This is a genomic window from Streptomyces sp. NPDC039424, assembly GCF_055639495.1.
On record NZ_JBVKAI010000018.1, the window covers coordinates 75092 to 96834 of the forward strand.

Annotated in this window: 21 protein-coding genes; 9 read left to right on the forward strand and 12 right to left on the reverse strand. The window is 71.1% G+C overall.

Annotation, left to right across the window (positions count from 1 at the left end; genetic code table 11):
• The first annotated feature begins 136 nt into the window (after window positions 1-136).
• Window positions 137-520 (forward strand): cold-shock protein, encoded by a 384-nt coding sequence (locus ACZ7L0_RS33625; RefSeq protein WP_471246317.1) that lies wholly within the window; start codon window positions 137-139, stop codon window positions 518-520.
• A gap of 9 nt (window positions 521-529) precedes the next feature.
• Here the strand turns inward: ACZ7L0_RS33625 and ACZ7L0_RS33630 are convergent, their stop codons facing one another.
• The 4 genes from ACZ7L0_RS33630 to ACZ7L0_RS33645 form a co-directional block, all read right to left on the reverse strand.
• Window positions 530-1387 (reverse strand): 1,4-dihydroxy-6-naphthoate synthase, encoded by an 858-nt coding sequence (locus tag ACZ7L0_RS33630; protein ID WP_471246318.1) that lies wholly within the window; start codon window positions 1385-1387, stop codon window positions 530-532.
• Window positions 1368-2081 carry a futalosine hydrolase gene (locus ACZ7L0_RS33635; protein WP_471246319.1) on the reverse strand — a complete coding sequence of 238 codons (714 nt, stop codon included), beginning with the start codon at window positions 2079-2081 and terminating at the stop codon, window positions 1368-1370. The genes ACZ7L0_RS33630 and ACZ7L0_RS33635 overlap by 20 nt, the downstream gene beginning before the upstream one ends.
• Window positions 2051-2551, reverse strand: coding sequence for a DUF2771 domain-containing protein (locus tag ACZ7L0_RS33640; protein WP_471246320.1), 501 nt, complete (start codon window positions 2549-2551; stop codon window positions 2051-2053). Before ACZ7L0_RS33640 ends, ACZ7L0_RS33635 begins: the two co-directional genes overlap by 31 nt.
• A gap of 61 nt (window positions 2552-2612) precedes the next feature.
• Window positions 2613-4037 (reverse strand): MFS transporter, encoded by a 1425-nt coding sequence (locus ACZ7L0_RS33645; protein ID WP_471246321.1) that lies wholly within the window; start codon window positions 4035-4037, stop codon window positions 2613-2615.
• A gap of 292 nt (window positions 4038-4329) precedes the next feature.
• Between ACZ7L0_RS33645 and ACZ7L0_RS33650 the strand changes: the two genes are divergently transcribed.
• From ACZ7L0_RS33650 to ACZ7L0_RS33660, 3 genes are all read left to right on the forward strand, one after another.
• Entirely contained in the window at window positions 4330-5256 is a 927-nt protein-coding gene (locus ACZ7L0_RS33650) for a DUF3027 domain-containing protein (RefSeq protein WP_471246322.1), read from the forward strand.
• A gap of 76 nt (window positions 5257-5332) precedes the next feature.
• Window positions 5333-8494 carry a sacsin N-terminal ATP-binding-like domain-containing protein gene (locus ACZ7L0_RS33655; RefSeq protein ID WP_471246323.1) on the forward strand — a complete coding sequence of 1054 codons (3162 nt, stop codon included), beginning with the start codon at window positions 5333-5335 and terminating at the stop codon, window positions 8492-8494.
• 188 nt (window positions 8495-8682) lie between these two features.
• A complete protein-coding gene (locus ACZ7L0_RS33660) occupies window positions 8683-9594 on the forward strand; it encodes a hypothetical protein (RefSeq protein WP_471246324.1) in 912 nt (303 codons plus the stop codon).
• 91 nt (window positions 9595-9685) lie between these two features.
• Here the strand turns inward: ACZ7L0_RS33660 and ACZ7L0_RS33665 are convergent, their stop codons facing one another.
• Both ACZ7L0_RS33665 and ACZ7L0_RS33670 read right to left on the reverse strand, forming a co-directional pair.
• Complete coding sequence (locus ACZ7L0_RS33665; RefSeq protein ID WP_471246325.1) at window positions 9686-12061, reverse strand: HAD-IC family P-type ATPase; 2376 nt, start codon at window positions 12059-12061, stop codon at window positions 9686-9688.
• Window positions 12062-12288: 227 nt separating this feature from the next.
• Complete coding sequence (locus tag ACZ7L0_RS33670) at window positions 12289-12555, reverse strand: DUF2530 domain-containing protein (RefSeq protein ID WP_471246326.1); 267 nt, start codon at window positions 12553-12555, stop codon at window positions 12289-12291.
• 153 nt (window positions 12556-12708) lie between these two features.
• Here ACZ7L0_RS33670 and ACZ7L0_RS33675 point away from each other — a divergent pair, with 153 nt between their 5' ends.
• Window positions 12709-14160, forward strand: a complete 1452-nt coding sequence (locus tag ACZ7L0_RS33675; protein ID WP_471246327.1) for an NCS2 family permease — start codon at window positions 12709-12711, stop codon at window positions 14158-14160.
• Window positions 14161-14170: 10 nt separating this feature from the next.
• On the opposite strand, the gene ACZ7L0_RS33680 is transcribed toward ACZ7L0_RS33675, so the two are convergent.
• Window positions 14171-14353, reverse strand: a complete 183-nt coding sequence (locus ACZ7L0_RS33680; RefSeq protein ID WP_471246328.1) for a ribbon-helix-helix protein, CopG family — start codon at window positions 14351-14353, stop codon at window positions 14171-14173.
• A gap of 154 nt (window positions 14354-14507) precedes the next feature.
• Between ACZ7L0_RS33680 and ACZ7L0_RS33685 the strand changes: the two genes are divergently transcribed.
• Both ACZ7L0_RS33685 and ACZ7L0_RS33690 read left to right on the forward strand, forming a co-directional pair.
• Window positions 14508-14945: a MarR family winged helix-turn-helix transcriptional regulator gene (locus tag ACZ7L0_RS33685; RefSeq protein WP_471246329.1), complete on the forward strand. Its 438-nt coding sequence runs from the start codon at window positions 14508-14510 to the stop codon at window positions 14943-14945.
• Between the two features lie 34 nt (window positions 14946-14979).
• On the forward strand, window positions 14980-16335 hold the full coding sequence (locus ACZ7L0_RS33690) for an MFS transporter (RefSeq protein WP_471246330.1): 1356 nt from the start codon (window positions 14980-14982) through the stop codon (window positions 16333-16335).
• A 35-nt stretch (window positions 16336-16370) separates the two neighbouring features.
• Here the strand turns inward: ACZ7L0_RS33690 and ACZ7L0_RS33695 are convergent, their stop codons facing one another.
• The gene (locus ACZ7L0_RS33695) at window positions 16371-16886 is read right to left on the reverse strand and encodes a GNAT family N-acetyltransferase (RefSeq protein ID WP_471246331.1); all 516 of its coding nucleotides are present in this window, start codon (window positions 16884-16886) and stop codon (window positions 16371-16373) included.
• A gap of 40 nt (window positions 16887-16926) precedes the next feature.
• Here ACZ7L0_RS33695 and thpR point away from each other — a divergent pair, with 40 nt between their 5' ends.
• Window positions 16927-17511, forward strand: coding sequence for an RNA 2',3'-cyclic phosphodiesterase (gene thpR / locus ACZ7L0_RS33700; protein WP_471246332.1), 585 nt, complete (start codon window positions 16927-16929; stop codon window positions 17509-17511).
• A 134-nt stretch (window positions 17512-17645) separates the two neighbouring features.
• On the opposite strand, the gene ACZ7L0_RS33705 is transcribed toward thpR, so the two are convergent.
• The 4 genes from ACZ7L0_RS33705 to ACZ7L0_RS33720 all read right to left on the reverse strand — a co-directional run bounded on the left by ACZ7L0_RS33705 (window position 17646) and on the right by ACZ7L0_RS33720 (window position 20645).
• Window positions 17646-18638 carry an aldo/keto reductase gene (locus tag ACZ7L0_RS33705; protein ID WP_471246333.1) on the reverse strand — a complete coding sequence of 331 codons (993 nt, stop codon included), beginning with the start codon at window positions 18636-18638 and terminating at the stop codon, window positions 17646-17648.
• Window positions 18639-18689: 51 nt separating this feature from the next.
• Window positions 18690-19277 (reverse strand): Uma2 family endonuclease, encoded by a 588-nt coding sequence (locus tag ACZ7L0_RS33710; RefSeq protein ID WP_471246334.1) that lies wholly within the window; start codon window positions 19275-19277, stop codon window positions 18690-18692.
• 27 nt (window positions 19278-19304) lie between these two features.
• The gene (locus ACZ7L0_RS33715; RefSeq protein WP_471246335.1) at window positions 19305-19898 is read right to left on the reverse strand and encodes a Uma2 family endonuclease; all 594 of its coding nucleotides are present in this window, start codon (window positions 19896-19898) and stop codon (window positions 19305-19307) included.
• A 72-nt stretch (window positions 19899-19970) separates the two neighbouring features.
• Window positions 19971-20645, reverse strand: a complete 675-nt coding sequence (locus ACZ7L0_RS33720; protein WP_471246336.1) for an SGNH/GDSL hydrolase family protein — start codon at window positions 20643-20645, stop codon at window positions 19971-19973.
• 117 nt (window positions 20646-20762) lie between these two features.
• Here ACZ7L0_RS33720 and ACZ7L0_RS33725 point away from each other — a divergent pair, with 117 nt between their 5' ends.
• A complete protein-coding gene (locus ACZ7L0_RS33725; RefSeq protein WP_471246337.1) occupies window positions 20763-21740 on the forward strand; it encodes a WD40 repeat domain-containing protein in 978 nt (325 codons plus the stop codon).
• Window positions 21741-21743 lie beyond the last annotated feature (3 nt).

Here is a 21743-nt window from a genome sequence, read left to right on the forward strand (position 1 = left end):
ACGTCTTGTCAGCCGCCCGAAGACCATTAGCCTTGGTACCGGCGGGTCATGGTCGACCCGCCCGAGTGCTATCAAGAGCCGTTCCAGAGCTGTTTTCCGAAGCAGTTTTCCGACGAGTACGAGGACGAGGACAGACGTGCCTACCGGCAAGGTCAAGTGGTTCAACAGCGAGAAGGGCTTCGGCTTTCTCTCCCGCGACGACGGCGGTGACGTCTTCGTCCATTCCTCGGTCCTGCCCGCCGGAGTCGACGTACTCAAGCCGGGACAGCGCGTGGAGTTCGGCGTGGTCGCCGGGCAGCGCGGTGACCAGGCGCTCTCCGTGGTCATCCTGGACCCGACGCCCTCGGTGGCGGCCGCGCAGCGCAAGAAGCCGGACGAGCTGGCCTCCATCGTGCAGGATCTGACGACCCTTCTCGAGAACATCACCCCGATGCTCGAGAAGGGCCGCTACCCCGAGAAGACCTCCGGCAAGAAGATCGCCGGCCTGCTGCGAGCGGTCGCCGACCAGTTGGACGTGTGACCGCGTCCGTCAGGGAAAGTCGAGCGAGTCAGGGCCGAGGGGCGGAACGAGCCCCTCGGCCGCCGCACGCGTGAGCAGGCCCCGCACCGCCGCATAGCCGTCCTCGCCGAGTCCCGCGGTGAACTCGTTGACGTACAGACCGATGTGCTGGTCGGCGACGGCCGGGTCCATCTCCTGGGCGTGTTCCATCACGTAGGGGCGGGAGGCCTCCGGGTCGTCCCAGGCGGCCCGTACGGAGGTGCGGATCGAGTCGGCCAGCAGGGTCAGCGTCCGCGCGCCCAGCGACCGCTTGGCGATGATCGCGCCCAGCGGGATGGGCAGCCCCGTGGTGTCCTCCCAGTGCTCGCCCATGTCCGCGAGCTTGTGCAGCCCGTAGTTCCGGTACGTGAAGCGCGCCTCGTGGATCACGAGTCCCGCGTCGACCTTCCCGTCCCGCACGGCCGGCATGATCTCGTGGAACGGCATGACCACGATCTCGCCGACGCCTCCGGGCAGCGTGTCGGCGGCCCAGAGCCGGAACAGCAGGTACGCCGTCGACCTCTCGCTCGGCACCGCGACCGTACGGCCCGTCAGGTCGACCCCGTCCTCCCGGGTGAGCACCAGCGGCCCGCAGCCCCGGCCCAGAGCGCCTCCGCAGGGCAGCAGCGCGTACTCGTCGAGGACGTAGGGCAGCACCGCGTACGACACCTTCAGGACATCGAACTCGCCACGCTCGGCCATGGCGTTGGTGACGTCGATGTCCGCGAAGGTGACGTCGAGGGCGGGCGCGCCCGGGACGCGGCCGTGGGCGAGGGCGTCGAAGACGAAGGTGTCGTTGGGACAGGGGGAGTAGGCGATCTGCAGCGCTTCAGGAATCTGCGGGCTCATGCTTGCTCCAACTCTCCAGTGCGGGCGCGAGCTTCCCGAACCCCTCGGCCAGGGCCGCGAGGGCGTCGCCGATGCGCCAGGCGGCGCGGTCGCGCGGGCCGACGGGATTGGAGACCGCGCGGATCTCCAGCACGGGCGTGCCGTGCGCCGCCGACGCCTCGGCGACCCCGAACCCCTCCATGGCCTCGGCGAGGGCCCGGGGGTGGCGGGCGCGCAGCCCGGCGGCGCGGGCGGCGGTCCCGGTCACGGTGGAGACGGTGAGGACGGTCCCGGCGAGCGCGCCGGTCGCCGTGGTCACCTCTCGTACGAGTGATTCAGGCGGACGGTGGGTGACGGTCCCGAAGCCGAGCTCGGTGACCGGAAGGAACCCCTCCGGCGTCTCGGCGCCCAGATCGGCCGCGGTGATCTCGTCGGCGACGACGAGGGAGCCGGGGGGCGCCTCGGGCAGGAAGCCGCCGGCGATCCCGGCCGAGACGACCAGATCGTAGGGAACGCCTCCGAGGGCGGCGGTGGTGAGGGCGGTGGCGGTGGACGCGGCGGCGAGGGCGGGGCCCACACCGGCGGCGATGACATCGGCACCGGGAAACGCCCCGGCCACCGCGTCCCGTTCGGCGGGCACCGCGGTGGCTACCAGGACGCGGAGGTCACGTACGGGTGACGTGGTCAGGAGTCCTTCTTCAGCTTGAAGGACCACAGACCCTTGACGGTCTTGTCGCCCTCCTTGATGGAGACCAGGGTCGAGTTGCCCTGGGCGCCGTACTGGGCGTTGAAGAACACGCTGCCGGGGATGGTGCGGTACGTCTTCTTGCTGGAGTCGGTGAGCGGCTGACCGTTCATCAGGATCGTCCAGCCGTTCTTGGACACGTCCGGGTCGACACCGAAGCGCACGGTCTCGTCCGGGTCCACCTTGATGGACTTGATGTCGGTGTCCTTGAGGCACTTCGTCAGCGCCGCCGTGTCCAGGGCGTCGCCGTCGTTGTAGCAGGTGGCCTCGGAGCTGACCGAGCTCGTGCCGACGGTGATCGTCGACATCGGCGTCGGCTTGTCGCAGGCCGACAGCAGGAGCAGTCCGGCGGAAACGGCGCCGGCGGCGGCGACGGCGCGGCGGCGTCGCACAACAGCGCGGCGTACATCAGCGGCTTCGCCGCGGGGCAGCGTGGTCATGACCGAAGGCTATCTGGCACGTCCGGCCCGCTCCCCACGTGGGGTCGGCGTGCCCGGTTCGTTACGCCACACGCGGTCGCGCCCGGCCGCCCTGCCGGGCCGAGCCCAGCAGGCCGCGCACCGTGGCCAGCCAGCCCACGGCCACGAAGGCGGCGCCCACCGCCAGGCCGAGGGTGCCGTTGAGCGGCATCACGATGCCCACCGCCCCGCCGAACACCCAGGCCATCTGCAGCAGCGTCTCCGAGCGGGCGAACGCCGAGGTGCGCACCAGCTCCGGCACGTCCCGCTGGATCAGCGCGTCCAGCGACAGCTTGGCCAGCGCCTGCGCGAACCCGGCGACCGCGGCCAGGCACGCCACCAGGAACGCCCCGAAGAACACCGCCGCGACGATCGCCGTGCCCAGCACCACCGCGACCACGGTCACGATGATGATCTCCGGCGCCCGGGACCGCAGCCACGCCCCGACCGCCGTACCGAGCGCGTTGCCCGCACCGGCCGAGACACCCACTATCCCCAGCGACACCGCCGCGCTCTCGCCGGTCAGCGGGTGCTCGCGCAGCAGGAACGCGAGGAAGAAGATCAGGAAGCCGGACAGACAGCGCAGGGCGGCGTTGGCGCCCAGGGCGTGGGTGACGGCCGGGCCGACCGTACGCAGCCCCGGCCGTCTCAGCTGCTCCTTGCGCGGGCCGTGCAGATGCTTTTCGTCGGCGGCGAGCAGCGCGATGTCCTCGCCCTTGGCCGAGTCGACCTTCGCGGGCAGCGAGAAGGACAGGAACGTTCCCGCCATGAAGATCACGAAGGCGCCGTAGAGCGGCCAGCCGGAGCCGACCGTCTGCAGCCCCGCCCCGATCGGCGCGGCGATCCCGGTGGCCAGCAGCCCGCCCAGCGTCACCCGCGAGTTCGCCTTCACCAGCGAGAACCTGGGCGGCAGCAGCCGGGGCACCACGGCGCTTCTGACGACCCCGTACGCCTTGGAGGCCACCAGCACCCCCAGCGCGGCCGGATACAGCTCCAGGCTGCCGCCGGCCACGGCCCCCGAGATGATCAGCGCGAGCAGGGCGCGCGCGAGCATGGCACCGGCCATCGCGGCCCGCCGGCCGTGCGGCAGCTTGTCGAGGAGCGGGCCGATCACCGGTGCCAGGACCGTGAACGGGGCCATGGTGATGGCGAGGTAGAGCGCCACGCGCCCCCGGGCCTCGTCCGTGGGCACGGAGAAGAACACGGTGGAGGCGAGCGCGACGGTGATCATGACATCGCCCGCGCCGTTGACCCCGTGCAGCTCGATCAGCTTGCCGAGCCCGGACTCGCCGGCGCCGTGCGCGTGCGTGGCCCTGCGGATGCCCCTGGCCGGCCCGGTCACCGGGAAGTGCAGGGCACGACCGACCGCGCGGGCGGCCCCGCGCACCGGACCCGCACCGCCACTGCGACTGCTCCCCCCGGGCCCACCGGTCTCGGTGGCGCCGTGGGGCGGCTTCGTGGCTGCCACGTCGTTCATAGTGCCCCGAGAAGGCGCCTCATAGTGCCGTTTACAACCGAGCGAGTCGCGCGGGCGGGCCGGGAAACATCGGCGCGAAGCGCCGAACTACAACCGTCGGTGTAGGCCGAGCGCACGCGAACAGGTAGCGTGCGTATCTCAGCCATCCCGCAGAATGGATGACAGAGGTGCGCCCGAGCGCGATCGGACGCGGACGTCGATGCGGCCCACAGGTCCGCTCCGTCCGCTCCATCGCCCTCAGGCCCGCGCACCCGTGAGACGGCGTAGGAGAGAAGCGATACCCGTGAGCGCAGCGACAACGCGAAGCCGCACCCCCGACCGCCTGTGCGCCGAGGCCGTCGACCTCGCCCGAGCCGCAGCCGAGGAGGCCGCCGCGCCAGGCGTGGTCGGCGAGCACGCGGGCCTGGTGGCCGAGGGTGACCGTGTTGTCACGCACTTCTTCGAGTGCAAGGAACTCGGGTACCGGGGCTGGCGCTGGGCCGCGACCGTGGCCCGCGCGTCCCGCGCGAAGATCGTCACGCTGGACGAGGTGGTCCTCCTCCCCGGCCCCGACGCGCTGCTCGCCCCCGAGTGGGTCCCGTGGAGCGAACGCCTCCGCCCCGGCGACATGGGCCCCGGCGACCTGCTGCCCACCGACGCCGAGGACCTGCGGCTGGAGCCCGGCTACACCGGCGAGGAGGAGCCCCCGCCGAACTCCGTGGTCTCCGAGGAGATGGCGGCACTGGCGGAGGCCGAGGACGCGGAGGTCACGGCCGGCACCCCGGCCGCGCAGCCGGTGACCCCCGCCCGCGGCACCATCGCCGCGGTCGCCGAGGAACTCGGCCTGCGCCGCGCCCGCGTCCTGTCCCGCTACGGCCTGCACGTCGCCGCCGACCGCTGGGAGGACGGCTTCGGTCCCCAGACCCCCATGGCCCAGGCGGCCCCCGCCTCCTGCGCCAGCTGCGGCTTCCTCGTCCGCATCGGCGGCTCCCTCGGCCAGGCCTTCGGCGTCTGCGCCAACGAGTTCTCGCCGGCCGACGGCCGCGTGGTCTCCCTCGCCTACGGCTGCGGCGGCCACTCCGAGGCGGCGGTCATGCCCAAGGCCCCCCAGCCGGCCCCACCGGTGATCGACGAGACGAGGGTGGACCCCTTCCCGCTGCGACCGGCCCCGGATTCGGGCTCGGTACCGCCGGTCGGGGACGAGGAGACGGCGGAACTGGGGCACTCGTAAGCGGCCGAGCACCGGCCGAGCCCAGCGGCGGCGGCACGGTACCTTCATCATCACGCCCCGAAGATGGAGAGTGAACGTGAGCAAGTACGTGCGCCCGGCCGCCGAGGGCGCCGACCCCTTCGGCACCGTCCGTCTCCGCCGGGGCGTTCTCGACGCCTGGGCCACCAGCCCCGCCCGCTTCCGTGAGGACGCCAACGCCGAGGAGGACCTGGTCCTCGGGGGCTACCGGGACCGCCTCGTCGTCGAGCTCGCCCAGAACGCCGCCGACGCCGCCGCCCGCGCCCACGTACCCGGCCGCCTCCGCCTCACCCTCCGCGACGGCGTCCTGGTCGCCGCCAACACCGGCGCCCCCCTGGACGCGGCCGGCGTCGAGTCGCTCTCCACGCTCCGCGCCTCCGCCAAGCGCGAGGCCCAGGAGGCCCCCGAAGGCCACGCCACCGTGGGCCGCTTCGGCGTCGGCTTCGCCGCCGTACTCGCCGTCACCGACGAGCCCGCGGTCGTCGGCCGGCACGGCGGCGTCCGCTGGTCCCTGGCCGAGGCCCGCCAGCTCGCCGCCGACACCGCCCGCCACAGCCCCGGCCTGGGGGACGAGATCCGCCGCCGCGACGGACACGTCCCGCTGCTGCGCCTGCCGTTCCCCGCCGAGGGCACCGCCCCGGACCCGTACGACACCGCCGTCATCCTCCCGCTGCGCGACACGGCCGCCACCGACCTCGCCGAACGCCTCCTGCACGCCGTCGACGACGCCCTCCTCCTCGCCCTCCCCGGCCTCGAGGAAGTGGTCGTCGAGGTGGGCGACGACGCCCCGCGCACCCTGCGCCGCCGCACCGAGGGCGCCCACACCGTCGTCACCGACTCCCGCGACGGCACGACCCGCTGGCGCACGACCACCGCGCACGGCCCCCTCACCCCGGACCTCCTCGTCGACCGCCCGGTCGAGGAGCGCCTGCGCCCGCACTGGTCGGTCACCTGGGCCGTGCCCGACCCCGACGGCACCCCGGCACGCCCCCGCACCACCCCCGTGGTGCACGCCCCCACCCCCAGCGACGAGCCCCTCGGCGTCCCCGCCCTGCTCATCGCCTCCTTCCCGCTGGACACCACCCGCCGGCACGCGGCCCCCGGCCCGCTGACCGACTTCCTGGTGCAGCGCGCGGCGGACGCGTACGCCGGACTCCTCGCCGACTGGCGCCCGGTGACCGAGGGCATCATCGACCTCGTACCCGGCCCCCTGGGCAAGGGCGCCCTCGACGGCGCCCTGCGCCAGGCCATCCTCGACCGCCTGCCGCGCACCGCCTTCCTGCCCCCGGCCGCGCCCCCGAAGCACCACGCCGACGGCGAGGACCACGGGGCCGCAGTCGAGCTCCCGGAGGCCCTGCGCGCCCGCGACGCCGAGATCGTCGAAGGCGCCGGCGCCGACACCGTCCGGGTCCTCGCCGAAGTCCTGCCCACCCTGCTGCCCGCCGGCCTGGAACGCCGCGTGGAGCTGCGCACGCTCGGCGTCGCCCGTCTCCCGCTCGCCGACGCGATCGACCGGCTGGCCGGGCTGGAGAAGTCCCCCGACTGGTGGTGGCGGCTGTACGACAGCCTCGCCGGCGTCGACCCCGACCGGCTCTCCGGGCTGCCGGTGCCGCTGGCCGACGGCCGTACGACCCTCGGCCCCCGCCAGGTCCTCCTGCCCACCCCGGACGCGGCGGCCCTGGACCCGGAGGTGCTCGCCCGGCTCGGGCTGAAGGTCGCCCACCCGGACGCCGCGCACCCGCTCCTGGAGAAGCTCGGCGCCCTGCCCGCGACCCCGCGTGCCGTCCTGACCACCCCGCAGGTGCGGGCCGCCGTCGCCGCCTCCCTGGACGACGAGGGCGCCGTGGCCTGGGAGGAGGACGCCCTCGACGCGGAGGAACTGGCCGACACCGTCCTCGCCCTGGTCCGCGACGCGGGGCTCGAACCCGGTGACGAGCCGTGGCTGGGCGCCCTCGCCCTCCCCGACGAGGACGGCGAACTCGCCCCCGCCGGTGAGCTCGTCCTCCCCGGCAGCCCTTTCGCCCAGGTCATCCGCGAGGGTGAACTTGCGGCCGTGGAAGCGGAGTTGGCGGAGAAGTGGGGCGGGCAGCCGCTGGCCGCCTGTGGCGTGCTGGCCGACTTCGCTCTCGTCCGGGCCACGGACGTCGTCCTCGACCCGGACGAACTCGACCCGCGCGAAGGCGACTTCGCCGAGCCGGACGACGCCGGTCTGCTGGACGCCGTCGACGTGTGGTGCGAGGACATCCTCGACCGCTTCCCGGACACCCCCGTGCCCCCGGTCGCCACCGAGCTGGTCGCCGTCCGCGACCTCGACCTCGTCGACGACGCCCACTGGCCCCGGGCGCTCGCCCTCCTCGCCCAGCCCCCCTTGCGCGACGCGATCGTCCAGCCCGTGCGGATCCTGCTGCCCGACGGCACCCACGAGGTCGTACGGCCGTACACCGCATGGTGGCTGCGCGGGCACCCGGTGCTCGACGGCCGCCGCCCGGCCGGGCTGCTGGCGGCCGGCGGCGACCCGCTGCTGCGCGGTCTGTATGACGAGGCCGACGCCACCGGCTTCGAGGACGAGCAGGTACTCAAGGCCCTCGGGGTCCGCACGTCCGTCGCCGCCCTGCTGGACGAACCCGGCGGCGCCGCCGAACTGCTGGACCGCCTCGCCGACCCGGAGCGCCCGGTCACCGCCGCCCAGCTGCACGGCCTGTACACCGCGCTGGCCGACCTCGACCCCGACCAGGTGACCCTGCCGGACGAGCTGCGGGCCGTCGTGGACGGGCGGGTCACGGTGGTGGACGCCGCCGATGCCGTGGTCGTCGACTCGCCCGACCTGCTGCCCTTCACCGCGGGTGTCCCGCTGCTGCCGGTACGGCCGTCCCGGGCCGCCGAGCTGGCCGAGCTGTTCCAGGTGCGGCGGCTGAGCGAGTCCGTGACCGGCGAGGTGGACTCCGAGGGCACCGAGCACGACGTACCGGAGCCGGTCCGGGTGCTGCTCGGCCCGCGCACCCCGGACACCTACGTCGAGCACGACGAACTCGTCGTCGACGGCGTGGAGATCGACTGGCGCCTGACCGACGACGGCGCCCTGCACGCCGCCACCCTGGAGGGCGTCGCGGCGGGGCTGGCGTGGGCGGCGGGGCAGTGGCCGCGCCGCTTCGAGGTGGCGGCGCTGCTGGAGGACCCCTCGCGCACGGAGGAGCTGGCGCGGGACCGCTGGTTCGACTGAGGGCGCGGGCGCGGGGCGTGCGGGCGGGGGTTCGCGCGGGCGGGGGTCGCGCGGGGGTTCGAAGTCCCCTCACAAATTGTTCAACCTTCGTACAACCATTCCCCCACGTCGTGGATCTCATCACCCGAGTCAACAGACTCCACGATCACTTGGGCCCCGCGCCCACCTTTCTCCATCAGGGGAACGCAATGCGCATTCGTGCCACCGTGGCCGCCGTCTCCGGCGCCCTGGCCCTTTCCGCCTTCGCCGTGCCGGCCGCCCAGGCCGCTGACGCCCCGAAGGTTCCCGCGGATGTCGCCGGCGCCTTCAAGGCCGCCCACTCCGCCTCCGGCAACACGACGTACACCGGCACCGTGGACGGTGAGCCGTACGTCCTCGACGCCTCCTTCTCGAACGTGAAGGTCAACAACGGCAAGAACATCGCCGTCGGCACCACCAACGTGGTCAAGGTCCCGGCCTCGTTCACGCTGACCCACGGCGCGGACGTCGACATCACCGCCTCCGACTTCTTCGCGGCCGTCGACCTGTACCGCGGCACGTCGTTCGAGGAGTCCGACTGGGACTTCGTCAGCGACGACGCCACCTGCACCGCCTCCTCCGCCACCGTCGCCTCCTGCACGACCACGGTCGAGATCGACCCGGCGCAGCTGCTGAACGAGGACGCCGGCTCCTGGAAGGTCGCCGGCTTCGCGGTCGCCTTCAACGGCGAGGACCAGAGCGACCCGAACCTGGACAACGTCGGTGTCGTCGTCCAGGACCCGGTCGGCGCCTTCAAGCTGCAGCGCTACTCCAAGCTGACGGTCAACGCCGCGCCGGAGCCGGTGCAGAAGGGCAAGACCATCACGGTCACCGGCAAGCTGTCCCGCGCCAACTGGGACACCGCCAAGTACGCGGGCTACACCAGCCAGTCCGTCAAGCTCCAGTTCCGCAAGAAGGGCTCCAGCACCTACACCACGCTGAAGACCATCACGTCGGACTCCACCGGCAGCCTGAAGACCACGACCACCGCGTCGGTCGACGGTTACTACCGCTACAGCTTCGCGGGCACCACGACGACCCCGGCGGTCAACGCCACGGGTGACTACGTCGACGTGCAGTAAGCATTCGGTATGACGCATTCGGCCCCAGGACGCCCCCGGCGTCCTGGGGTCGAAGCGTTCCGTCTGCTTCCGGGCGTTTCCTGGGAGACCGCTAGGCGGGAAAGCGCCGGTCGACCCACTTCCACAGGAACTCCAGGGCGACCGACGCCACCGCGGCAACGGCCACCGCCGTCCACGGCATCGTCATGCCCACCAGCTTCAGGGCGAAGAAGGTCTGCAGGGCGGGTACGGCGAGGACGAACAGGAACGCCACCCCCATCGAGGCCACCAGCACCACCCGCCACCAGGTGTAGGGGCGGGCGATGACGGCCAGGACCCACATGGAGATCAGGAAGAGCGTCAGTGTGGCCGCGCTCGTCTCCGCGTCCAGGGCGCCCTCGCCGGTGTAGTGGTGCCGGGCGATCAGATACATCACGAAGGTCGCCACCCCGGCCACCAGCCCGCCCGGGACCGAGTACCGCATCACACGCCGTACGAAATGGGGGCGGGCGCGTTCCTTGTTGGGCGCGAGGGCGAGGAAGAAGGCGGGGATGCCGATGGTGAGGGTGGACAGCAGGGTCAGATGCCGGGGGAGGAAGGGGTATTCGACTCCCCAGCACACCACCAGGACGGCCAGCAGCACCGAGTAGACCGTCTTCACCAGGAACAGGGTCGCGACCCGGGTGATGTTGCCGATGACGCGCCGGCCCTCCGCGACCACCGACGGCAGCGTGGCGAAGCTGTTGTTCAGCAGCACGATCTGCGCGACCGCGCGGGTGGCCTCGGAGCCCGACCCCATCGACACGCCGATGTCGGCGTCCTTCAGGGCCAGTACGTCGTTCACGCCGTCGCCGGTCATCGCGACCGTGTGCCCGTTCCTCTGGAGCGCGCCGACCATGTCCCGCTTCTGCTGCGGGCTGACCCGGCCGAAGACGGTGGCCTCGTCGAGGGCGTTCGCCATCTCGTGCCGCTCGGCGGGCAGCCGGCGCGCGTCGACCGCCGTGCCGTCCAGGCCGAGCTTGGCGGCGACGGCGCCGACGGAGACCGCGTTGTCGCCCGAGATGACCTTGGCGCGCACGTCCTGATCGGCGAAGTAGCGCAGGGTTTCGGCGGCGTCGCGGCGCAGCCGCTGCTCCAGTACGACCAGGGCGGTGGGCGTGGCCTGCGCGGTGACCTCGGGATCGTCCAGGTCGCCGGCCGCGCGGGACAGGAGCAGGACGCGCAGACCCGCCTCGTTCAGGCGCTCGGTCTCGGCCAGCGCCGGGTCGTCGGGCGGGAGGAGGACGTCGGGGGCGCCCAGCAGCCAGGTGCTGGTCTCGCCGTCGCCCTCGCTGAAGGTGGCGCCGCTGTACTTGCGGGCGGAGGAGAAGGGCAGCGACTCCACGCACCGCCACTCCTCGCTGTCCGGGTAGGCGTCGATGATCGCCTTGAGGGAGGCGTTGGGGCGGGGGTCGGACTCACCGAGGGCGCCGAGGGCCTGCCGTACGTACGTCTCGTCGCTGCCGTTGACGAAACGCAGCTCGGTGACGTCCATGCCGCCCTCGGTGAGCGTGCCCGTCTTGTCCAGGCAGACGGTGTCGACGCGGGCGAGGCCCTCGATGGCGGGGAGTTCCTGGACCAGGCACTGCTTGCGGCCGAGCCGGATGACGCCTATCGCGAAGGCGACGGAGGTGAGCAGCACCAGCCCCTCCGGGACCATGGGGACGATGCCGCCCACGGTGCGGGCGATGGAGTCCTTGAAGCCGTGCTGCTTGACCACGAGCTGGCTGATCACGAGGCCGACGGCGGTCGGGACCATCATCCAGGTGACGTACTTCAGGATGGTCGAGATGCCGGAGCGCAGCTCGGAGTGGACCAGCGTGAACCGGGAGGCCTCCTCGGCGAGCTGGGCGGCGTACGCCTCGCGGCCGACCTTGGTCGCCCGGAACGCGCCGCCGCCCGCGACGACGAAGCTGCCGGACATCACCTGGTCGCCGGGGGCCTTCACCACGGGATCGGCTTCGCCGGTGAGCAGTGACTCGTCGATCTCCAGGCCGTCGGCCTCGACGCACTCCCCGTCCACGACGACCTTGTCGCCCGGGCCGATCTCGATGAGGTCGTCCAGCACGATCTCGGAGGTGCCGACCTCGGTGGCGACGCCGTCGCGGCGGACGGTCGGCCTGGCCTCGCCTATGACGGCCAGCGAGTCCAGGGTCTGCTTCGCGCGCCACTCCTGGAGGATGCCGATGCCGGTGTTGGCGAGGATGACGAAACCGAAGAGGCTGTCCTGGATCGGTGCGACGAACAGCATGATCAGCCAGAGGACGCCGATGATCGCGTTGAAGCGGGTGAGGACGTTCGCGCGGACGATGTCGGGGAGGGAGCGGCTGCTGCGGGCGGGGACGTCGTTGACCTCCCCGCGCGCGGTGCGCTCCGCCACCTCGGCCGCGGTCAGGCCGCGGGCCCGCGTCGGCGCGTCCAGTTCGGCGCCCGCGTCGATATGCGTCATGCAATCGACGGTACGTGCGGATTTATGGCTTCACCTGCCGAGTGGGGGCAATCTCCGACCTGGGGATGAGGGGGGTCCTGCGTCGGTCGTACGGTGCCGCTGCCGCTGGGCTCCGCCTCTGGACCCCGTTTCCCACCCACCCACCAACCCGACTCGGTGGGTCAAGAGGTTGCCGCGCCCTGGGGCTCCGCCCCAGACCCCGGCGGGGCGACTGCAGCTTGCGGGAGCTATTCAGTGGGCGTCGGCTGGACCGCCGCCGCCCTCTTGAGGGCGGTGTCTCGTTTGCGGACGTACCAGATGCCGATCAGGCCGAGGGCGGCGCCGGCGAGGCAGGTCCAGAGCCACCAGGTGTGGCCGTGGTCGTCGTACCAGCGGTAGAAGGGGAGCTGGACGAGGAAGAGGACGAACCAGAGGATGGTGCCGCCGGTGATGGTGGCGACCACGGGGCCTTCCAGGGGCTCCGGTGCCTCGTGCTTGGGGGTCCACTTCGTCATGGGCACAGCTTACGAGGCGGTCAGGTCTACGCGCGGAGATGGCGCTCGGGGAGTTATATCTTCATACTGAAACCGTTTGTCTTTGGCAGCTTCTGTTCGTAGGAAAACACCAACCGGGCTCGGGGGACGTCCACTGGTGATGAAAGGTCCCGCATGCCCACCTCGGCCCCCGCCAAGGTCCCCGCCCCGGAACAGCCGGGCAAGTCGCCCGCGTACGGGGCGCTCGACCGCTACTTCAGGATCTCCGAGCGGGGCAGCACGCTGTCGCGCGAGATCCGGGGCGGTTTCGCCACCTTCTTCGCGATGGCGTACATCATCGTGCTGAACCCGATCATTCTGGGCAGCGCGAAGGACATGTACGGGCATCAGCTCGACAACGGCCAGCTGGTCACCGCCACCGCCGTGACCGCCGCCTTCACCACGCTGCTGATGGGTGTGATCGGCAATGTGCCCATCGCCCTCGCCGCGGGCCTCGGCGTCAACTCCGTGGTCGCCCTCCAGCTCGCGCCGCGGATGTCCTGGCCCGACGCGATGGGCATGGTCGTGCTCGCCGGGTTCGTCGTGATGCTGCTGGTCGCGACCGGACTGCGCGAGCGTGTCATGAACGCCGTGCCCTACAGCCTGCGCAAGGCCATCTCCATCGGCATCGGCCTGTTCATCATGCTGATCGGGCTCGTCGACTCGGGCTTCATCACCCGTATCCCGGACGTCGCCCAGACCACCGTCCCGCTCCAGCTCGGCGTCGGCGGTCACCTCACCGGCTGGCCGGTGCTGGTCTTCATCCTGGGCACCCTGCTCACCCTCGCGCTGATCGTGCGCAAGGTCTCCGGGGCGATCCTCATCTCGATCGTGTCGATGACCGTACTGGCGCTCGTCGTCGACGCCGTCGCCAAGGTGCCGACCTGGGGACTCACCACCCCGAAGTGGCCCGGCAACCCGGTCGCCACCCCCGACTTCGGGCTGATCGGCAAGGTCAGCCTGTTCGGCGGCTTCGGCAAGGTCGGCGTGCTGACCGGCATCCTGTTCGTCTTCACCGTGCTGCTGTCCTGCTTCTTCGACGCCATGGGCACGATCATGGGCGTCAGCGACGAGGCCAAGCTGACGGATGGGCAGGGCCAGATGCCCGGCATCAACAAGGTGCTCTTCGTGGACGGCATCGCGGTCGCCGCGGGCGGCGCCAGCTCCTCCTCGGCCACGACCTGCTTCGTCGAGTCCACCGCCGGCGTCGGCGAGGGCGCCCGCACCGGCTTCGCCAACATCGTCACCGGTGCGCTGTTCGCGGTGGCCCTGTTCCTGACCCCGGTCGCCACCATGGTCCCGTCCCAGGCGGCCACCCCGGCGCTGCTCGCGGTCGGCTTCCTGATCCTGGCGGGCTCGGTCACGGAGATCGACTGGGCCGACTACACCCTCGCCATGCCGGCCTTCGTGACCATGGTGATGATGCCGTTCACCTACTCGATCACCAACGGCATCGGTATGGGCTTCATCACCTTCGTGGTGCTGCGCCTGGCGGCCGGCCGCGGTCGCGAGATCCCCGTACCGATGTACGTGGTCTCCGCCGTGTTCGCCTTCTACTACCTGATGCCGGCCCTCGGCCTCACCTGACGGCAGGGGGTCACGTGACCCCGTAGAACCTCTCCGTCTCCTCGACGGCGGTCTGGAACCGCTCGTCGAAGTCGTCCCGAATGAGCGTCCGGACCACGTAGTCCTGGACGCTCATTCCTCTTTTGGCGGCGTGGAGGCGGAGCCGTTCGAGCAGCTCGTGTTCTATCCGCAGGCTGAGCACGCTGGTCCCCATGGGTAAGAGGGTCGCGGCACCCTTCGGTGCGGTGCGTCACGTTCCGCACAGGGATCACCCATATGAGTGATGTTGGGGTTCAGTGGCCAGGGTCACGGTCATCTGGGCGTGTCCCGGTGGTCTTTAGCGAGAGTAATGAGTTACGCTAAAGAACATGCCGGACCTTACCCATGGCGACGACGCTGCCGCCGTGAACGCCCTGCGCTCCGCCGTGATGCGCCTGTCCCGTCGACTCAAGCACCAGCGTGTCGACGAGTCGCTGAGCCCCACCGAGATGTCGGTGCTGGGCACCCTGTCCCTGTGCGGCAGCGCCACCCCGGGCGAACTCGCCCGCAAGGAGCACGTGCAGCCGCCGTCGATGACCCGCATCGTGGCGCTGCTCGAGGCCAAGGGGCTGGTCCGGCTGGAGCCGCACCCCGAGGACCGGCGCCAGAAGGTCGTGACCAGGACCGAGCAGGCCGAGGCGATGCTCGAGGAGAGCCGCCGCAAGCGCAACGCGTTCCTGGCCGGCCTGGTGGACGGCCTCGACGAGGACGAGTGGGCCAAGCTGCGCGCCGCCGCCCCCGTGCTGGAGAAGCTCGCACACCTCTGACCACCTGAGTCCGTTTCGCTAGGAGGCGACCCTTTTGAGTACGGGATCCGGAGCAGCTTCCGCCCCCGCACCGACCACCCTCGACTCCCCGTCCACCCCCAGGCGCAAGTCCTCGATGTTCAGTTCGCTGAGGATCCGGAACTACCGTCTCTTCTTCATCGGCCAGGTCGTCTCCAACACCGGCACCTGGATGCAGCGCATCGCCCAGGACTGGCTGGTGCTCAGCCTCACCGGCTCCTCCGCGGCCGTCGGCATCACCACCGCCCTGCAGTTCCTGCCGATGCTGCTCTTCGGCCTGTACGGCGGCGTCCTCGTCGACCGCCTGCCCAAGCGCCCCGCGCTGCTGGTCACGCAGGCGTCGATGGCCGTCACCGGCCTCGCGCTCGCCGCCCTGACCCTGACCGGCCACGTCCAGATCTGGCACGTCTACGTCGCCGCCTTCGCCGTCGGTCTCGCCACGGTCGTCGACAACCCGGCCCGCCAGTCCTTCGTCTCCGAGATGGTCGGCCCGGAGCAGCTGCAGAACGCGGTCAGCCTGAACTCGGCCAACTTCCAGTCCGCCCGCCTGGTCGGCCCCGCCGTCGCGGGCGTCATGATCACCGGTGTCGGTACCGGCTGGGCGTTCCTCTTCAACGGCCTGTCCTTCGTCGCGCCCATCGCCGGCCTGCTCCTCATGCGCGCCCGCGAACTGCACGTCGTCGAGCGCGCGCCGCGGGGGAAGGGCCAGTTGCGGGAGGGCCTGCGCTATGTCGCCGGCCGCCCCGACCTGATCTGGCCGATCGTCCTGGTCGGCTTCATCGGCACCTTCGGCTTCAACTTCCCCGTCTGGCTCTCCGCCTACGCCGACGACGTCTTCGACGCCGGAGCCGGCGCCTACAGCCTCTTCAACACGCTCATGGCGGTCGGCTCCCTGGTGGGCGCCCTGCTCGCCGCCCGGCGCGGCACGGCCCGGCTGCGCGTGCTGATCGCCGCCGCCGCGGCATTCGGCGCGCTGGAGATCGTGGCCGCGCTGGCCCCGTCGTACTGGCTGTTCGCGGTGCTCATGGTCCCGATAGGGATCTTCGGGCTGACGGTCAACGTCACCGCGAACACCGCGGTCCAGATGGCCACAGACCCGGCCATGCGCGGCCGGGTGATGGCCCTGTTCATGATGGTCTTCATGGGCGGTACGCCGCTGGGCGCCCCGGTCGTCGGCTGGATCACCGACACCTACGGCCCCCGGGTCGGCTTCGCCCTCGGCGGTGTCGTCTCGGCCGCCGCCGCCGTCACCATCGGCCTGGTCCTGGCCCGCATCGGCGGCCTGCGCCTGTCGGTGGGCTGGCACCACGGTCATCCGCAGGTGCGGTTCGTCCCCCGTGAGCGGCCCGAGGAGCTCGCGGCGGTGGCCTGAGCCACCCCCCGGAGGGTCCTGGGCCTTCAGCGCCCTTACAGGACCCTCCGGGCCAGCACCTGCCCCGGCCAGTCGTCCTCGCCGTAGGTGAAGGCCTCCGTCGGCGTGAAGCCGTTGCTCTCGTAGTAGGCGACCAGCTTGCGGTCGTCGCCCGCGTAGCAGTCCACCCGCAGCAGGGAGACCCCGGCGCGACGGGTCTCCTCGACGGCGTGCGCGAGCAGCGCGGCGCCGGCGCCGTGGCCCTTGAAGCGGCGGTCGGAGGCGAGCAGATGGATGTACCGCTCGGGCTCGTCGGCGGGCTCCAGGTACGGGCCCGGCGCCTTGCTGAGCGTGAGGGTGGCCGCCGGGACACCGCCGACCTCGGCGATGAAGGGCGAGCTCTCCGCGACGTACCGGTGGACCATCGCCACGGCCCTGGGGTTCTCCGACCACGGTGTGGTGCCCCACTGCCGCGTCCGCCCCTGCGCGACGAGCCACTCCACCGAGCTGTCGAGCATGCCGAGTATCACGGGGATGTCGTCGGGGCCGCCTTCTCTGATGTCGATCTCCATCGCCTCATGATGGCAGCCCGCCGATGACACTCTGGTGCTTATGAGACTCTTCGCCGCTGTGCTGCCCCCGAGGGACGTGACCGAGCAACTCGCCGCCGAAGTGGCCGAATTGAAGAAGCTCCCCGGCGCGGATGCGCTGCGCTGGACCGGCCGCCCCGGCTGGCACTTCACCCTCGCCTTCTACGGGGAGGTCGACGAGGAACTCGTACCGGAGCTGTCGGCCCGTCTGGAGCGCGCGGCCGGCCGTACGCCGTCCTTCCCGCTGGCACTGCGCGGCGGCGGCCACTTCGGTCACGGCCGGGCACTGTGGGCCGGGGCCGGGGGTGATCTGCCGACCCTGCGGCTGCTGGCCGAACGCGCGGAGGCGGCGGCGCGGAAGGCGGGCGTGCCGATGGGGGAGCACCGTCGGTACAAGGCCCATCTGACGGTGGCCAGGAGCCGGGACGCGGTGGACGTGGGACCGTATGTGGAGTTGCTCACTGGATTCGCGAGCAGCACCTGGACGGTCGGCGAGCTGGTGCTGGTGCGCAGCAACCTGCCGACGTCCGGGGTGCCCGGGGAGCAGCCCCGCTACGAGGCCGTCGACCGCTGGGCACTCGGACGGCTCCCCGGCGGGGCCGGTTAGGCTCGGGTACGTGGACCCGAAAACCCGGAACCGGATCATGGCCGGTGCGCTTGTGCTGATGTTCGTGGTGGTGGCGGTGGCGGCGGCGGTCGGGAGGTAGCCCCGCGCCGCCGCCGCCCTCGTCGTGCCGTCCGCTACCAGGCGAAGGCCTCCGGGGAGGGCCCCGGCCCCGGGAAGATCTCGTCGAGACCGCTCAGCAGCTCCTCGCTCAGCTCCAGCTCCACGGCCCGCACGGCGGACTCCAGCTGCTCGGCCGTGCGCGGACCCACGATCGGACCGGTCACACCGGGCCGGGTGAGCAGCCACGCGAGCGCGACCTCGCCGGGCTGGAGGCCGTGCTTGTCGAGGAGGTCCTCGTAGGCCTGGATCTGGTCGCGGACGGCGGTGTCGGTGAGGGAGTCGGCGGCCCGGCCGCTCGCCCTGCGTCCACCCTCGGCCGTCTTCTTGATGACCCCGCCCAGCAGTCCGCCGTGCAGCGGCGACCAGGGGATGACCCCGAGCCCGTACTCCTGCGCGGCCGGGATGACCTCCATCTCGGCTCGGCGCTCGGCGAGGTTGTACAGGCACTGCTCGCTGACCAGGCCGATCGTGCCACCGCGCCGGGCGGCGATCTCGTTCGCCTGGGCGATCTTGTACCCGGGGAAGTTGCTGGACCCGACGTAGAGGATCTTTCCCTGCTGGACGAGGACGTCGATGGCCTGCCAGATCTCCTCGAACGGGGTGCTGCGGTCGACGTGATGGAACTGGTAGACGTCGATGTGGTCGGTCTGCAGCCGCTTCAGGCTGGCGTCGACCGCCCGCCGGATGTTCAGCGCCGACAGCTTGTCGTGGTTGGGCCACGCCTCGCCGTCGGCGGCCATGTTGCCGTACACCTTGGTGGCGAGCACGACCTTGTCCCGCCGCTCACCACCCTTGGCGAACCAGTTGCCGATGATCGATTCCGTACGGCCCTTGTTCTCGCCCCACCCGTACACATTGGCGGTGTCGAAGAAGTTGATACCCGCGTCCAGTGCCGCGTCCATGATCGCGTGACTGTCCGCTTCATCGGTCTGCGGGCCGAAGTTCATGGTGCCGAGGACGAGTCGGCTGACCTTGAGTCCGGTACGTCCGAGCTGCGTGTACTCCATGGGGTCCTAGCCAACGGCTTGGAGTGCGCTCTATGCAAGCGACCGAAGGGGTCAGTCGCGGGGGAACTCGCCGGTGGTGCGCGTCAGCCCGACCACGGTGTCGGTGAGGTCCACGTCGTCTCCGAAGTCGACCTTCGTCTCGGTCGCGTAGTCGTCGCCCTTGGGGTGGGTGTAGACGTGGCAGCGGCGCTGATACGGGTCGGCCACGAGGTAGACGGGCACCTCGGCCTTGGCGTAGGCGCTCTTCTTCGGGCCGTAGTCGTTGGGGGCGGTGCCCTTGGAGATGACCTCGGCGACGAACTCCACGTCCTCGTACCGCCAGCGGCCGTCCTCCGTCTTGGCGGCGCCCTCGGCCATCACCGTCACATCGGTCGCGAATCCGTTGAGGTGCCCCGGGTAGTCGACACGCACGTCGGACTTCACGCGCTTGCGGGGGTACTTGGTCCGCAGCTGCTCGTAGATGTCCGCGATGATCTCCCAGTGGGTGTCCCGCTGTGGCGACATGAAGACGGTCCCCTCGACGATCTCGACCTTGTATCCCTCGGGGACGGGCATCGTCTCGAGTCGCTCGAACATCTCGTCGAGCGTGCTCGTGTTGTCGCTCTCGGCCATCGCGATCCTGTCTTCAAGGACGGTCATCGTGGCGCTCCTCCCCGCCGACGGTAGTCAGTCGCGGGGGAAGTCGTCGGTCTTGAGGACGAGGTCGACCACTGTGCCGGTCAGGTCGATGTCGGCGCCGAAGTCCACCGGAGTCCTGTTCTCGTAGTCGCCGTCCTTGGGGTCGGTGTAGACGTAGCACCGCCCCTGGTAGGGATCGGCGACGATATAGACGGGGACCTCGGCGTCCGCGTAGGCGGTCTTCTTCGGGCCGTAGTCGTTGGCAGCCGTTCCCTGGGAGATGACCTCTGCGACGAACTCGACGTCCTGGTACCGCCAGTGGCCCTTGTCATCCGGCTTCGCCGAGTCTCTGAGCATGGCGACGTCCGGGCAGAAACCGTTCTGGTGGCCCGGGAAATCGATGCGGACGTCGGAGAACACCATGACGTCTCGCCCGAACCTGTCCTCGACGGCCCACAGGAACCGGCGGATGATCTGCCAATGCGTGTTCCGCTGCGGCGTCATGAAAACGTTGCCCCCGACGATCTCGACCCTGAATCCTTCGGGGACGGGCATGCGCTCAAGACGCTCGAACCACTCGTCCAAACGCTCGGTGTTGGCGTCGGCGTCGGCCATCTCGATCCTGTCTTCAAGGACGGTCATCGTGGCGCTCCTCCCCGGCTGCCCCACGGACCGATGCAGCCGCGCGGTACAACGATACGCACGGTCACCGGGTCACGGGCGGTACTCCCCGCCCACCCCCCACCCCTGCCACATCGCCTCCGCGAACGCCCCCGCCAGCTTCCGCTCCCCGCTCTCGTTGGGGTGGGTGCCGTCGTAGGTGTCGCTGTGGATGTCGTACGACTCCGGGACCGAGGCCAGCAGAAGCGAGGACGTCGGCTCGTCCAGGTCGGCCGCCGCCTTCGCCAGCGACTCGTTGAACCGGGCCACCTCGTCCGCGAAGGAGGCCTCATCCTCCGCCCGGATGTTGGGGATCACCGGCAGCAGCACCATTCGCACCCGCGGTTTCACCTCCCGCGCCCGCGCCACGAAGCGGCGGACGTTCTCCGCCGTCTGCTCGGCGTTCGTGTAGAAGCCGAGGTCGATGAGGCCCAGCGAGACCAGGAGCACGTCCGCCCGGGAGTCGCGCACCGCCTCGCCGATCAGCGGGGCCATGTGCGCCCAGCCCTCGCCCCAGCCGGCCAGATGAGCGCGGGGGAAGTCGGGGTCGGCGTAGGCGTACGAGGTCGGGGCGTCCGTCGACTTGTCGTAGAGCGTCTCGCGGGGGCCGACGAAGGTGAAGGGGCCGCCGTGGGTGGCGCACAGGTGCTGCCACAGCCGGTAACGCCATGTGTGCTCGCCCGCACTGCCGATCGTCATGGAGTCACCGACGGGCATGAACCTAAGCATCCGCTCATGATGGACGATCACGGGCCCGGGTGGGGTGTGAGGCCCACCACGCCACCCACTTGGCTCCGGTCGGCCGTCCGCCGGTCAACCGTCCTTTGGGATGGCAGGCTTGCACCCATGCGCCGACCGTTCGCCCTGCTCGCCGGGGTCCTGCTCACGGGTGTGCTCACCGCGCCCGCCTCCGCCGCCGACGGCGACCAGGGATTCACCGTCAAGGACCCGAGGATCACCGAGTCCAGCGGCCTCGCCGCCTCCCGTCTCCACCCGGGGATCTACTGGACGCACAACGACAGCGACGACGGGCCGTACATCTACGCCGTGGACAGCCGGACCGGGAAGACCGTCGCCACGCTGACCCTGAAGGGCATCGGCTCACCGCGCGACGTCGAGGCCATCTCCATCGGGCCGGGGAACCAGATCTACATCGGTGACATCGGCGACAACCTCGGCGGCTCGTGGTCCTACGTCTGGATCTACCGGCTACCCGAGCCCAAGGTGCTGAAGAACCAGACCGTCACGGCCACGCAGTACGTCGTCAAGTACGCGAACGGGCCCCGGGACGCCGAGTCCCTCCTCGTCCACCCCAAGACCGGGCGCGTCTACATCATCGACAAGAAGGAGGACGGGGGGCATCTGTACGAGGGCCCGGCCCGGCTCTCCTCCTCCGGCAGCAACATCTTCAAGCCCGTCGCCACCGTCGACCTGTGGGCGACGGACGCCGCCCTCTCGCCCAACGGCCGGCAGCTCGCCGTACGCGGCTACTTCGGCGGCATCTACTACGACTGGAACGGCGGGAAGATCAAGCGCCGGGGGCGGCTGGACGTGCCGTTGCAGGGGCAGGGCGAGTCCGTCAGCTACTCCGCCGACGGGACCAAGCTGATGTACGGCAGTGAGGGCGCCGACAGCTCGGTGACGGCGGAGGACGCGCCCAGCGGCGCCTCGTCCGGCAAGTCCCCGTCCGAGAACGGGAGTTCCGCGTCCGGCGACAGCGGAGGCGGCGGCACGTCCAGCGACGGCTTCAAGGTCGGCGCCGTCGCCGTGGCCGCCGCAGCCGCCGCCCTCTTCGGACTGCGGCGGCTGCGGCGACGGGGCTGAGAC